This is a genomic window from Neorhizobium sp. AL 9.2.2 (genome assembly GCF_013317225.1).
In the GTDB taxonomy this organism is placed as follows: domain Bacteria; phylum Pseudomonadota; class Alphaproteobacteria; order Rhizobiales; family Rhizobiaceae; genus Neorhizobium; species Neorhizobium soli.
Window position 1 is genome coordinate 38702 of the sequence record NZ_JAALXU010000001.1, and the last position, 12693, is coordinate 51394.

Genomic DNA, 12693 nt, shown 5'->3' on the forward strand with positions numbered 1-12693 from the left:
GCGCTTGCACGCGGTGGAAGTTTGCCGGCGAATGTGGAAGGTAACGGGTTCACCGCCATCGACGGATTGGCGGAGCAGGGGATAAAAAAAGGGGAGAATGACGATGAAGAAAATCCTGGCAGCCGCCACGATGGCACTCGGCCTCGGCGCATCCGGTCTGGCCATCGCCGAGCCGCTCAAGATCGGCATGATCACTACGCTATCCGGCGGCGGTGCAGGCCTCGGCGTCGATACGCGCGACGGCTTCATGCTGGCGATCAAGCAGTCCGGCAACAAGGATATCACCGTCGTCACCGAGGATGATGCGCAGAAGCCGGAACTTGCCGTGCAGATCGCCGACAAGATGATCCAGAGCGACAATGTCGACCTGCTCACCGGCATCGTCTGGTCGAACCTGCTGATGGCCGTCGTGCCTGGCGCGGTCGCGCAGGACAAGTTCTACGTCTCGACCAACGCAGCACCTGCGGCGCTGGCCGGTGCCGGCTGCAACAAACTGTATTTCAACGCTGCCTATCAGAACGACAATCTTCATGAAGCTGTCGGCGAATATGCCAACAAGTCCTACAAGAAGATGTTCATCCTGGCGCCGAACTATCCGGCCGGCAAGGATTCGCTGACCGGCTTCAAGCGCTATTACAAGGGCGAGCTGGCGGGCGAGGTCTATACCAAGGTCGGCCAGACCGATTACGCCGCCGAAATTGCCCAGATGCGGGCATCGGGTGCAGACGGCATCTTCGTCTTCCTGCCGGGCGGCATGGGCATTTCTTTCATGAAGCAGTTTGCCCAGTCGGGCGTGAAGACCCCGGTCATGGGCCCGGGCTTCTCCTTCAGCCAGGACGTCCTGCCGGCCATCGGCGATGCGGCGCTCGGCGCCAAGGCATCGGGACAGTGGGCTCCGGATTTCGATACCGACGTCAGCCGGAAATTCGTCACCGACTTCAAGGCCGAATACAATCGCCTGCCGTCGATCTATGCGCTTCAGGCCTATGATGCCGGTCAGCTGATCGCGTCGGCCGCTGCCAAGGCCGACGTCAAGGATGCCGAGGCCTTCCGCGCCGAACTTCTGAAAGCCGATATCAAGTCGCCGCGTGGCAAGTTCAAGTTCAACACCAACCAGCATCCGATCCAGGACATCTACCTGACGGAAGTGGTGAAAAAGGACGGCGTTCTGACCAACAAGACGGTCGAGAAGATCTTTGCCGATCATGGCGACGCCTACGCCAAAGACTGCAAGATCTAAGGGAAGCATGTGACCATCTCGCTTGCTCTCGAGCAGCTGCTGAACGGTATCCAGCTCGGCGTCATGTTGTTTCTCATGTCTGCCGGGCTGACGCTGATCTTCGGCGTCATGGGCCTGATCAATCTCGCCCATGGCTCGCTCTACATGGTCGGCGCCTTCGCCTGCGCGGCCGTTGCAGCATTGACCGGGTCGTTCTGGCTCGGTCTCGTCGCCAGCCTTGCCTGTGCGGCGGCAGCCGGTGCCATCGTCGAACTCCTGGTCATCCGCAGGCTCTATGACCGCGATCATCTCGATCAGGTGTTGGCGACCTTTGCACTGATCCTGATCTTTTCCGAAGGCACCCGCTGGCTGTTTGGCTCCTTCCCGCTTTATCTCGATATTCCGCCGTTGCTGCAGGGCGCGGTCGCTCTGCCGGGGGATGCAACCTATCCCGTCTACCGCCTGGCGATCATCGCTGTCGGTGCCTTGGTGGCGCTCGGCCTTTATCTGCTGATCGGCAAGACCCGGCTCGGCATGCGAATCCGGGCCGGCGAAAGCGACCGCGAAATGATCGGCGCGCTCGGCGTCGATATCCGCACGCTCTATACGCTGGTCTTTGCACTGGGCTCCGCTCTGGCGGGACTTGCCGGCGCAATCGTCGGCCCGCTGCAATCTGTCCAGGTCGGCATGGGCGAACCGGTCCTCATCCTCGCCTTCGTGGTGATCGTTATCGGCGGCATCGGCTCGATCAAGGGTGCGCTCGTTGGCGCACTGCTCGTCGGCATCACCGATACGCTCGGCCGGCTTCTTCTGCCGCAACTGTTGACCCTGTTCATGGACCCGTCCCAGGCGGGCATGATCGGCGGCGCTGCGGCATCCATGCTGATCTACGTGGTCATGGCGGTCATCCTGTCGGTAAAACCTCGCGGCCTGTTTCCGCCAGCCCATGCATGAAAGCCGTTCAACGATGGTGCTGACCCGCGAAAACGCAGTCAATCTCACGCTGGCTGTGCTGCTGCTCGCTGTCCCCTTGATCGCGAGCGCGCTCGGCCAGCCGTTCTATGTGACCCTTGCGACCCGGATCGCCATTCTGGCGCTGGCAGCCCTTGGCCTCAATCTTGCGCTTGGCCTCGGCGGCATGGTGTCGTTCGGCCACGCGGCCTTTTTCGGCATCGGAGGCTATGCCGCCGGTATTCTTGCGAGCCACGCGCTATCAGGCGAACCGCTTCTGTTTGATCTGCCGGGCACGGCGCAGATGCCGATCATCTGGCTTGTCGCCGTCATTGCAGCCGGTTTGGTTGCCTTGGCGATCGGGGCGCTCAGCATGCGAACGTCAGGCGTCTATTTCATCATGATCACGCTCGCCTTCGCGCAGATGGTCTATTATTTCGCGATATCCTGGCCGGCTTACGGTGGCGAGGACGGGCTTTCGATTGCGGTGCGCAATCAGTTTCCCGGCACCAACACGATGCGCCCGCTGAATTTCTTCTTCGTCGCTTACGCCGTGCTTTTGGCCGGCATCGGCCTTTTCGCGCTGATCCGTGCGTCGCGTTTCGGTGCGGCTCTGGTCGCCACCCGCCAGAACGAGATCCGCGTCGCCGCCCTCGGCATTGACCACTACCGTATCCGGCTCGCAGGTTTCGTCATCTCGGCCATGATCACGGCCCTTGCCGGCGCGCTCTACGCAGATCTCAACCGCTTCGTCAGCCCGTCCATGCTTGCCTGGCACATGTCTGGCGAACTGATTGTGCTGATCATTCTCGGCGGCACCGGCAGGCTTTTCGGGCCGCTCGCCGGTGCAGCGCTTTATGTGGCGTTCGAGTTCGCGCTGGGTGGCCTAACCGAACGCTGGCAGTTCTTCCTCGGTCTCATCCTTCTCGGCGTGGTGCTCTTTGCCCGCGGCGGATTGCTGGGCCTGCTTGCCGGAAAGACGAAACATGGTTGAGCCGGTTCTCCAGACAGACAATCTCGTTAAGAGTTTCGGAGCACTTCGTGCCACCGACGGCATCACGCTCGACCTGAAGCCCGGCGAAATCCACGCACTTATCGGCCCGAACGGTGCCGGAAAATCGACCCTGATTCACCAGATCTGCGGCACGCTCAAGCAGGATAGCGGCACGATCCGCCTCGCGGGTGAAGACATCGGCGCACTGAGTGCTGCCGCTCGCGCCCGACGGGGGCTCGGTCGCACGTTTCAGGTGTCGTCGCTGGCGCCGGAGTTTTCAGCGCTGCGTAATGTCATGCTGGCGGTTCAGGCGAGGCAGGGGTCGAGTTTCGGTTTCTTCCGACCTGTCATGCGCGACAGATCGCTGATCGATCCTGCGATGGCGATCCTCGAGCGCGTCGGTCTGTCCGACCGGGCACGCCTGCCGGCGGCCGAGCTTTCCCACGGCGAGCGCCGCCAGCTGGAGATCGCCATGGCGCTGGCCTTGCAATCGAAGGCCCTGCTTCTCGACGAGCCGATGGCCGGCATGGGCCCGGAAGGTTCGAAACGGCTTACAGGCTTTCTCGATACGCTGCGCCAGGAAGCGCCGATCCTGCTCGTAGAACACGATATGGATGCCGTCTTCGCGCTGGCCGACCGGATTTCGGTTCTGGTCTATGGTCGCATCATCGCAACCGGCACGGTCGACGATATAAGGCGTGATCCGGCGGTGCGCACAGCCTATCTGGGAGATCATGCCTGATGCTGCTCGATGTCCAGAATATCGCGACCTACTACGGCAGCAGCCAGGCGCTGTTCGGTGTCGAATTTGCGGTGGCGGAAGGCGAGGTCGTGGCACTCATGGGCCGCAACGGCATGGGCAAATCCACGACCATCAAGTCGATCTGCAATCTCTTGAGCCCGAAAACCGGCCGCATCCTCTTCGATGGCAAGGACACCGGGAAGCTGGCGCCCTACAAGGTGGCGCGGCTCGGTGTCGGGCTTGTCCCCGAGGGGCGCCGCTGTTTCCCAAATCTCACCGTTCACGAAAACCTGGTCGCCGCGGCCCGACCCGGCGAATGGACCGTCTCAGAGATCAACGCCCTGTTTCCCCGTCTGGAGGAACGGCATGCGCAGATGGCGAGATCGCTCTCCGGCGGCGAGCAGCAGATGCTGGCGATCGGTCGCGCGCTGATGACCAATCCGCGCCTGCTGATCCTCGACGAGGCGACGGAAGGGCTTGCACCTGTCATCCGCCAGGATATCTGGAAGGCGCTGCGCCAGCTGAAGACGAACGGCCTGTCCATTCTCCTGGTCGACAAGACGCTGTCCGAGCTCTTGCCGGTTGCCGACCGGTGCGTCATCCTCGAAAACGGCAGAAGCGTCTGGACCGGCGCCCCAGCCGATCTGACACCAGGGTTGCAGGATCGATATCTCGGAGTGTGAGCAATGACGGACGATCTGCAAACCATCGTCGACCGGATCCACGCCAAGCTGCAGAGCCGGCTGGGCGAGGGCAAGGTGGCCGACTACATTCCCCAGCTTGCCCATGTCGATCCGCGGAAATTCGGCATGGCCGTCGTCACGGTCGATGGCAAGGTCCATAGCGCAGGTGACTGTGCCGAACCGTTTTCGATCCAGAGCGTGTCGAAGGTTTTCACGCTGACGCTCGCACTCGGCAAGCATGGCGAAACCACCTGGAACCGGGTCGGTCGGGAGCCATCGGGCTCTCCCTTCAACTCCATCGTCCAGCTCGAACAGGAGGCTGGAAAGCCCCGCAATCCCTTTATCAATGCTGGAGCGATTGCCGTCAGCGATCTGGTCCTTGCCGGTCACACGCCGCGCGAGGCGATCGGCGAGATCCTGCGCTTCGTCCGCTATCTCGCAGATGACGAGACGATCGTGATCGACCCGTCGGTTGCCAAGTCCGAAGAAGCGACCGGCTACCGAAATTTCGCGCTTGCCAATTTCATGCGCTCTTTCAACAAGCTCTCGCATCCGGTCGAGCATGTGCTCGGCGTCTATTTCCACCACTGCGCCATCTCCATGACCTGCACCCAGCTGGCGCGGGCCGGTCTATTCCTCGCCGCCAATGGCCGCAACCCGATGACCGGGCACACCGTGGTCTCAAGCCAGCGGGCACGGCGCATCAACGCCCTCATGCTGACCTGCGGCCACTATGACGGCTCCGGCGAGTTCGCTTATCGGGTCGGGCTTCCCGGCAAGAGTGGTGTCGGCGGCGGCATCATGGCCGTGGCGCCGGGACGCGCATCAATGGCCGTCTGGTCTCCAGGTCTCAATCAGAACGGCAATTCGCTGGTCGGTTCGCTGGCGCTCGAAATGCTGGCGGATGAAACCGGTTGGTCCGTGTTCGGGCACTGACACAACACTCCCTTCAAAACAGAAAGCCCGGCCTCCTTTCGGAAGACCGGGCTTGTTTCGTTGAGGGAAGGCTGAGGTCCTCAGTCTTCGCTGGCTGCCATCTGGTTCAGCACGTTGCCGCGTCCGCGCATGCGCAGCACCAGCGGTACGATCAGGGCAGCCGCTGCCACGAGCAGCAGGCCTGCGGCGATCGGCGAGGTGAACAGCACCGTTACGTCGCCCTGGCTGATCGACAAGGCGCGGCGCAACTGCTGCTCGGCCAGCGGGCCAAGGATCAGGCCGACGATCACAGGCGCGATCGGATAATCGAACACGCGCATGATGTAGGCGACGAGACCGAAGACGAGCAGCATGCCAAGCTCGAACACCGACGGATTTGCGCCAATCGTGCCAAGCGTCGCAAACACGAGAATGCCGGCATAGAGCCAAGGCTTCGGGATCGTCAGCAGCTTCACCCACAGACCGACCAGCGGCAGGTTCAACACCAGCAGCATCAGGTTGGCGATGAGAAGCGAAGCAATCAGTCCCCAGACCAGCTGCGGGTTAGTGACAAAAAGCAGTGGGCCCGGCTGCAGGCCGTATTGCTGGAAGCCGGCCAGCATAATGGCAGCGGTCGCCGACGTCGGAAGACCAAGCGTCAGAAGCGGCACGAGCGTACCGGCGGCGGATGCGTTGTTGGCAGCTTCCGGACCGGCAACACCTTCGATCGCACCATTGCCGAACTCTTCAGGATGCTTGGAAAGACGCTTTTCGGTCGCATAGGAGAGGAAGGTGCCGATTTCTGCACCACCGGCCGGCATTGCGCCGATCGGGAAGCCAATGACGGTCCCGCGCAGCCAGGCTTTCCAAGAGCGCGCCCAGTCCTGGGCGGTCATCCAGACGGAGCCCTTGATCGCTTCCACCTTGTCGGGAGCCTGGGCACCCTGGGCTGCGATAAACAGCGTCTCGCCGATCGCAAACATGGCAACCGCCATGGTCGTGACCTCGATGCCGTCGAGAAGGTCAGGTACGCCGAAGGAGAGGCGGTTCTGGCCGGTCAGCTGATCGATGCCGACAAGCGACAAAGCAAGGCCGATGAACAGAGATGTCAGGCCACGCAGCGTCGAGTTTCCGAAAGCCGAGGAGACTGTGACGAAGGCGAGAACCATCAGCGCGAAATATTCGCGCGGACCGAACACCAGGGCAAGCTTCACGATATAGGGTGCAACGAAGGCAAGCGCGAGCGTGGCGATCAGACCGGCCACGAAGGATCCGATCGCAGCTGTTGCCAGCGCTGGCCCCCCGCGTCCTGCACGGGCCATCTTGTTGCCCTCGAGCGCGGTCACGATCGAGGCGCTTTCGCCTGGCGTGTTGAGAAGAATCGAGGTCGTCGATCCCCCATACATGCCGCCGTAATAGATGCCGGCAAACATGATCAGCGAGCCGGTCGCATCCAGCTGGTAGGTAACGGGCAGAAGCAGCGCGACGGTGGTTGCCGGACCGATGCCGGGCAGCACGCCGACCATCGTGCCGAGCGTTACGCCGACGAGCGCGTAAAACAGGTTCATCGGCTCTGCGGCAGAGGCCAGACCCTGAAGAAGGAATTCGAAAGTGCTCATGGATTAACTCTCTGGCTCCAAGTTAAAGGAGCAGGTTTTCCAGCGGACCGGCGGGAAGGGAAAGCTGCAGGACGCCCGCAAACAGGTACCAGATGGCGAGACAGATCGCGATGCCGATCGGAATGCTGATATGCAGCCGACGGGCACCGAAGCCGCGTGCGGCGAAAGCGAAAAGCAGGCCCGTCGCAATCGAGAACCCGACGAACCGGATCAGGATCATCTGGGCGAGAAGCCCGGCGACAACCCAGGCGACGGGACCGAATTCCTGCCGTTCGCGCGCGGGGAAATCCCGACGGAATGCCGCAAAGACCGTCCAGATGGCAAGGCCGATCAGGCCGAAAGCGATCCAGTAGGGCACGGAGGCGGGGCCGACAGGCGAGTAGCCAGTCGTACTCGTCAGCCGCGACACATCGATGAAGATGACGGCGGCGACGATCGCGAGTACGGCTGCAATGGCAAGCGCCGCCCAATCAGGGCGGCGCTGTTCGGTAGTCGTGTTTTCAGAACTCATTTGACCAGTCCGATGTCCTTCAGGATGGTTTCCGTCGCAGCGATATCCTTGGCGAGCTGCTCATCGAAGGCCGGACCGGAGAGGTAGGTGTCCATCCAGCCCTTGGTCTTCAGGTTATCCTGCCAGGTCTTGGACTTTACCAGCTTCTCGATGTCGGCAGTGATGGTCTTCTTCTGCTCGTCGGAAATGCCGGGAGCAGCGGCAACCATGCGCCAGTTCTGCAGCACGACGTCGAGACCGGATTCCTTCAGCGTCGGGGCATCAATGCCGTCGATCTTCTTGTCGGACGAGATCCCCAGCAGGCGCAGCGAGCCGGCCTTGATCTGCGATTCGAACTCGCCGTAGGACGAGATACCGGCCGTCACCTGGCTGCCCAGGATCGCGGCAAGCGCTTCGCCGCCACCGGAAAACGCGATGTAGTTGATCTTGGTCGGGTCTACGCCGGCAGCCTTTGCAATGAGGCCAGCGCCGATATGGTCGGTGCCGCCAGCCGAACCGCCACCCCAGGATACGGAACCCGGATCAGCCTTCAGCTTGGTGACCAGATCCGCCATCGTCTTGATGTCGGAAGATGTCGGGACGACGATCACTTCGTATTCGCCGGTGAGGCGTGCGATCGGTGTGACGTCTTTCAGGGTTACCGGCGACTTGTTGGTGAGGATTGCGCCGACCATGACGTAACCGCCAACCATCAGAGCGTTCGGGTTGCCCTTCTGCTGGCTGGCGAACTGGGCGATGCCGATCGTGCCGCCGGCGCCCGGAACGTTCATGACCTGGACGCGGTTGGAGATCTTCTCCTGCTGCAGGGCGACCTGCATGGTGCGGGCCGTCTGGTCCCAGCCGCCGCCCGGCGCTGCCGGTGCCATGACCGAATAGTCAGCCGCTACGGCCGGGAAGGCGACTGCGCCCGCGAGGAAAGATGCGATGAGAAAATGTTTCAAGGGTATGTCCTCCGTTGACGTCCTTTTGGACGAAATCTTTGATGGCGCAACGGTAGGATCGATTTGAGCGGACTGGTGCCGTCCGTTGATCTCCTCCCGTCACCGATCGAGTCCGCCTCCGAACGGGTCTCGAATGGTTCTAAGGCAGCATAACAAGCTGACATCTACCTGACATTTCCCTGACTGCGTCTGTTTGACAAGGGTAAATGCCTCAAAATCGCCAGAATTGATCACTGCTGGCGCAAGACCTCGTTCCATTTCGAGATCAGCCGCGCCCGTTTCACCTGATCGAGATAGACCATCAGCCCGAGGCTGACGGGCACCGGCTTCAATTGGCCACCCAGCATCTCGCGCATCGTCGTTGCGGTGTTGTTGCCGGACACTTCGGGACTGACGGCCGGGATCTGCAGTTCGCGGGCCATAATCGTCTGGCCCTCCTTCGACATGAAGAATTCGAGGTAGCGCTTTCCGAGATCGGCACGTTGAGCGGCTTGCGGCACCAGCCCGATACGCGACATGACCACCGTATAGTCCTTCGGCAGGACGATCCCGACATTCGGGTTCCGTGAGGCCCAGTCGGCGGCGTAGGATCCGACGATATTGTAACCCATCAGGAAACGGCCATCCGCCACCCTCTCGAGGATGGCGCCGCTTGTCGAATAGAGTTTGACGCCCGCTTCGCCCATCGCCCGCACCACCGACCAGATGTCCCCGAACTGTTCCTGGTCGCGCGACATGAACAGGAAGCCGACACCGGAGCGTTCGATATCGTAGGTGCCGATGCGGCCATGCGCCTGGTCACCCTGGCGCGCCAGAAACGCGATGAACTCGGCGCGGGTGGCAGGCGGCGCCTCGTTCTTGAAACTCGGCTTGTTGTAGACGAACACGGCCGGCTCAAAGGTCAGCGCGTAAACCGTATTGCGCCAGTTCGCCCATTCGGGCCATCGCCCGCTCATCGGCAGATCGCTCGCCTGGGCGTAACCGTCATTGGCGAGCTTGACCTGGAGATCCATGGCCGACGAAAACGCGAAATCGGCGGTCTTGCGGCCCGCGTCGGTCTCCCGCACGATCCGGTCGTAGATCTCTCCCGTCAGCATGTCCTCGTAGGACACCGCCACATCCGGGTTGGACGCCTGAAAGCCTGTGATCATCGGCTTGGCAAGAGGCTCGTCCAGCGACGAATAGACGGTAAGGACAGGCGCATCCTTGTTGCCCGAAGGGGCAGGAAACATCAGCACTTCCGCGACGGCCAGATGCGGCGCAGCGATGAGACAAAGACAGAGGAGAAGCTTTTTCATTGCGGGCAAGAATGCCCGACCCGGGCGCTTGCGGCAAGCCGTTGGAAATCCATCACTGGCGTCCGGAATGCAGGGCTCGCGGTTTACCGCGCCCCTGTTGTATTGCCGGTCGCCGTTATTACCTGTGAATGGCGATTTCCCCACCAGCCCTTTGAGGTCACAACCATGTCGCTTTCCCTATACGACGTCTCCGTCCCGGCCTTTATCCGTGGATTTGCAAATCTCTCCGAGATCCTGAAGAAGGCCGAAGCCTTCGCCGACGAGAAGGGCATTCCCCACAGCCAGCTTCTCGAAGCGCGCCTGATCGAGGACATGCTGCCGCTGACGGGTCAGATCCAGCGCGCCAGCGACACGGCCAAGTTCGTCCCGGTGCGCGTCGGCCAGCTCGAAAACGTCGCGATGGAGGATAACGAAGTCACGTTTGCCGATCTCCATGCCCGCATCGACAAGACGGTCGCCTTCCTGAAGACTGTCGTTCCCGCCAGCATGTCCGGTCGCGAGGAGGCCGAGGTCGTGCTGAAGACCCGGTCCGGCGAGATGAAATTCACAGCCACCGACTACGTTCTCGGGTTTGCCCTGCCCAACTTCTATTTCCACCTCACCGCCGCCTACGCGATCCTCCGCCACAAAGGCGTACCCATCGGCAAGACCGATTATCTCGGCCGCAGCTAGGCGAGCTAACGGCAGACGCTGCTGTGTCCAGTGACAACCCCGCGTCCCGGCGATAAGAGTCAGCCGGAACGGGGAAATGACGGTTTGCGTATCCTTCTTGTCGAAGACAATCAGACGCTGGCATCAGGCCTTGCCGCGATTTTGCGCGGCAGCGGCTATGTGGTCGATCTCGTGGCCGATGGAACATCGGCGGAGGCAACGGTCGCGGCCGAAAGCTACGATCTGGTCATCCTCGACCTGAACCTTCCCGAAATGGATGGTCTCGATGTTCTGAAGGCCATGCGCGCCCGCCAGAACCGCGCGGCGGTGATGATCCTCACCGCCCGCGGCACGCCGGAAGAGCGGGTAAAAGGCCTCGATCTCGGCGCCGACGATTACATGACGAAACCGTTCGACGTGCCGGAGTTCGAGGCGCGAATCCGCGTCCTTCTTCGCCGTCAGGCGGGCCTTCGAAGCTCTGTCGTCACCTATGGCGGCGTCACCTTCGATCTGACGTCGCGAACCTTTTCGAGCCAGGGTGTGCCGCTCGATATCCCCGCCCGCGAGGTGGCCCTTCTCGAACTCCTCTTCATGCGGGCCGGAAAGGTCGTGTCCAAGGAGGCGATCATTCGGTCGCTGACAGGGTTCGACGACGACCTCTCGTCCAATGCGATCGAGCAGTATGTGAGCCGACTAAGAAAGCGGCTTGCGGTCTACGGCCTGACCGTCAAGACCGCCCGCGGCATCGGCTATTATCTCGAGAAAATGGCCTCTCCGGAATGACGCCGACAGCCGCCTATTCGCTCCGCCGCCGCCTCCTAGCGTGGCTGCTTCTCTCGACGGCGCTGATCGGTGGCGTCGCCATGTTCGACACATGGGATGAGGCGCTCGATACGGCCAATGAAGTGTCCGATCGCGTGCTTGCGGGGTCGGCTCTCGCGATCGCCGAGCGCGTGATCGTCGCGGAAGACGGAGCGCTCGAGGTCGACATCCCCTATGTGGCGCTGGAAATGCTGACCTCTGCCGCGCAGGACCGGGTCTTCTACCGCGTCGACGGGCCGCCCGGCACCTTCATCACCGGCTACCAGAACCTTCCCTCCATCGCGCGTCGGGAGGGCCAGGCGGTGGCGTTCGAGAACGCCAGCTTTCGGGGCGAGCCCATCCGGGTCGCCGTCCTTGCCAGATCCGCGTCGACCGGCATCCGCTCGGTTCCCTTCGTCGTCACGGTCGCCGAAACCACCATGGCCCGTGAACAGCTGACGCGCACCATCCTGATACGCTCGGCGCTGCGAATTCTCTTCATGATCATCGGTGCCGCCGTGATCGTCTGGATCGCCGTCACGCTGTCGCTTCGGCCCCTCTATCGCTTCAGCGAAGCGATCGCCGAACGCAGCCCGGACGATCTGCATCCGATCGGAGAAAGAGTGCCGAACGAGGTTCAGGGCTTGGTCGATACCGTCAATTCGTTCATGGTGCGGCTCGAAGGCGCGTTGAATGCCCTGCGCCACTTCACCGGCAATGCCAGCCACCAGCTCCGAACTCCGCTCGCAATCGTGCGCACACAGCTCGCACTTGCGGACCGGGCGGACGATCTGGCCTCGGCAAAGACCGCAGTCCGCAAGGCGGATGAAGCGGTCGCCGGTGCCGAACATATCCTCGCGCAACTGCTGCTGATGGCAAAGATCGATGCGGCAGGACGCTCGGCAGCGTTCCGCAAGCTCGATCTCACTGATCTCGTTCGCGGCCTGACGGGAGATCATGTTCCGGGCGCCGCCGATCGTGGCATCGACCTCGGGTTCGAAGGAGAGGGCGTAACGCAAGTCAATGTCGAGCCGCTGCTGATCGGAGAACTGGTGAAGAACCTGATCGTCAACGCGATCCTTCATGCCGGCTCCGGCACGGAGGTCACCGTCCGCATCGAACGGATCGACGAGACGGCCCGGCTCGAAGTGGAGGATAACGGCCCGGGAATCCCGCCCGAGAAGCGAGCTATCGTGCTTGAACGGTTCGGACGTCTCGGCCGCGGCGATGCATCCGGCACCGGTCTCGGACTGCCGATCGTCGAAGAGATCGCCCGCCTTCACGGCGCAACCCTGTCGCTTCACGATGGCTCAGGCGGCACAGGCTTGAAAATCCGGATCGATTTCCCGCTGGCGGGATAGGCCCTTC

13 protein-coding genes are annotated in these 12693 nt (G+C 62.0%); 9 read left to right on the forward strand and 4 right to left on the reverse strand.

The window, feature by feature from the left end; translation table 11 throughout:
• Positions 1-103: 103 nt before the first annotated feature.
• The 6 genes from G6K99_RS00190 to G6K99_RS00215 are packed head-to-tail and all read left to right on the forward strand — an operon-like array spanning position 104 to position 5525.
• Complete coding sequence (locus tag G6K99_RS00190) at positions 104-1240, forward strand: ABC transporter substrate-binding protein (RefSeq protein ID WP_174195379.1); 1137 nt, start codon at positions 104-106, stop codon at positions 1238-1240.
• Between the two features lie 9 nt (positions 1241-1249).
• Positions 1250-2173, forward strand: coding sequence for a branched-chain amino acid ABC transporter permease (locus G6K99_RS00195; RefSeq protein WP_062578515.1), 924 nt, complete (start codon positions 1250-1252; stop codon positions 2171-2173).
• Positions 2174-2186: 13 nt separating this feature from the next.
• Entirely contained in the window at positions 2187-3164 is a 978-nt protein-coding gene (locus G6K99_RS00200; protein ID WP_174195380.1) for a branched-chain amino acid ABC transporter permease, read from the forward strand.
• Positions 3157-3906: an ABC transporter ATP-binding protein gene (locus G6K99_RS00205; protein WP_174195381.1), complete on the forward strand. Its 750-nt coding sequence runs from the start codon at positions 3157-3159 to the stop codon at positions 3904-3906. The genes G6K99_RS00200 and G6K99_RS00205 overlap by 8 nt, the downstream gene beginning before the upstream one ends.
• The gene (locus G6K99_RS00210) at positions 3903-4589 is read left to right on the forward strand and encodes an ABC transporter ATP-binding protein (protein ID WP_174196012.1); all 687 of its coding nucleotides are present in this window, start codon (positions 3903-3905) and stop codon (positions 4587-4589) included. Before G6K99_RS00205 ends, G6K99_RS00210 begins: the two co-directional genes overlap by 4 nt.
• A gap of 3 nt (positions 4590-4592) precedes the next feature.
• Positions 4593-5525: a glutaminase gene (locus G6K99_RS00215; RefSeq protein ID WP_174195382.1), complete on the forward strand. Its 933-nt coding sequence runs from the start codon at positions 4593-4595 to the stop codon at positions 5523-5525.
• 80 nt (positions 5526-5605) lie between these two features.
• On the opposite strand, the gene G6K99_RS00220 is transcribed toward G6K99_RS00215, so the two are convergent.
• The 4 genes from G6K99_RS00220 to G6K99_RS00235 form a co-directional block, all read right to left on the reverse strand.
• Complete coding sequence (locus G6K99_RS00220; RefSeq protein ID WP_062454231.1) at positions 5606-7123, reverse strand: tripartite tricarboxylate transporter permease; 1518 nt, start codon at positions 7121-7123, stop codon at positions 5606-5608.
• A 22-nt stretch (positions 7124-7145) separates the two neighbouring features.
• Positions 7146-7634: a tripartite tricarboxylate transporter TctB family protein gene (locus G6K99_RS00225; protein WP_062454230.1), complete on the reverse strand. Its 489-nt coding sequence runs from the start codon at positions 7632-7634 to the stop codon at positions 7146-7148.
• Positions 7631-8575, reverse strand: coding sequence for a tripartite tricarboxylate transporter substrate binding protein (locus G6K99_RS00230; protein WP_062454229.1), 945 nt, complete (start codon positions 8573-8575; stop codon positions 7631-7633). The genes G6K99_RS00225 and G6K99_RS00230 overlap by 4 nt, the downstream gene beginning before the upstream one ends.
• Positions 8576-8805: 230 nt before the next feature.
• On the reverse strand, positions 8806-9873 hold the full coding sequence (locus G6K99_RS00235) for an ABC transporter substrate-binding protein (protein WP_174195383.1): 1068 nt from the start codon (positions 9871-9873) through the stop codon (positions 8806-8808).
• Positions 9874-10038: 165 nt separating this feature from the next.
• Between G6K99_RS00235 and G6K99_RS00240 the strand changes: the two genes are divergently transcribed.
• From G6K99_RS00240 to G6K99_RS00250, 3 genes are all read left to right on the forward strand, one after another.
• Complete coding sequence (locus G6K99_RS00240; protein ID WP_174195384.1) at positions 10039-10545, forward strand: DUF1993 family protein; 507 nt, start codon at positions 10039-10041, stop codon at positions 10543-10545.
• An 84-nt stretch (positions 10546-10629) separates the two neighbouring features.
• Positions 10630-11307, forward strand: coding sequence for a response regulator transcription factor (locus tag G6K99_RS00245; protein WP_113109268.1), 678 nt, complete (start codon positions 10630-10632; stop codon positions 11305-11307).
• Positions 11304-12686, forward strand: a complete 1383-nt coding sequence (locus tag G6K99_RS00250) for a sensor histidine kinase (RefSeq protein ID WP_174195385.1) — start codon at positions 11304-11306, stop codon at positions 12684-12686. Before G6K99_RS00245 ends, G6K99_RS00250 begins: the two co-directional genes overlap by 4 nt.
• Positions 12687-12693: the final 7 nt, after the last annotated feature.

Excerpts from the sequence above, each read along its gene's own strand:
- G6K99_RS00190 (WP_174195379.1), top strand. The coding sequence starts at position 104 with ATGAAGAAAATCCTGGCAGCCGCCACGATGGCACTCGGCCTCGGCGCA.
- G6K99_RS00200 (WP_174195380.1), top strand. The coding sequence starts at position 2,187 with ATGGTGCTGACCCGCGAAAACGCAGTCAATCTCACGCTGGCTGTGCTG.
- G6K99_RS00205 (WP_174195381.1), top strand. The coding sequence starts at position 3,157 with ATGGTTGAGCCGGTTCTCCAGACAGACAATCTCGTTAAGAGTTTCGGA.
- G6K99_RS00215 (WP_174195382.1), top strand. The coding sequence starts at position 4,593 with ATGACGGACGATCTGCAAACCATCGTCGACCGGATCCACGCCAAGCTG.
- G6K99_RS00220 (WP_062454231.1), bottom strand. The coding sequence starts at position 7,123 with ATGAGCACTTTCGAATTCCTTCTTCAGGGTCTGGCCTCTGCCGCAGAG.
- G6K99_RS00225 (WP_062454230.1), bottom strand. The coding sequence starts at position 7,634 with ATGAGTTCTGAAAACACGACTACCGAACAGCGCCGCCCTGATTGGGCG.
- G6K99_RS00235 (WP_174195383.1), bottom strand. The coding sequence starts at position 9,873 with ATGAAAAAGCTTCTCCTCTGTCTTTGTCTCATCGCTGCGCCGCATCTG.
- G6K99_RS00240 (WP_174195384.1), top strand. The coding sequence starts at position 10,039 with ATGTCGCTTTCCCTATACGACGTCTCCGTCCCGGCCTTTATCCGTGGA.
- G6K99_RS00250 (WP_174195385.1), top strand. The coding sequence starts at position 11,304 with ATGACGCCGACAGCCGCCTATTCGCTCCGCCGCCGCCTCCTAGCGTGG.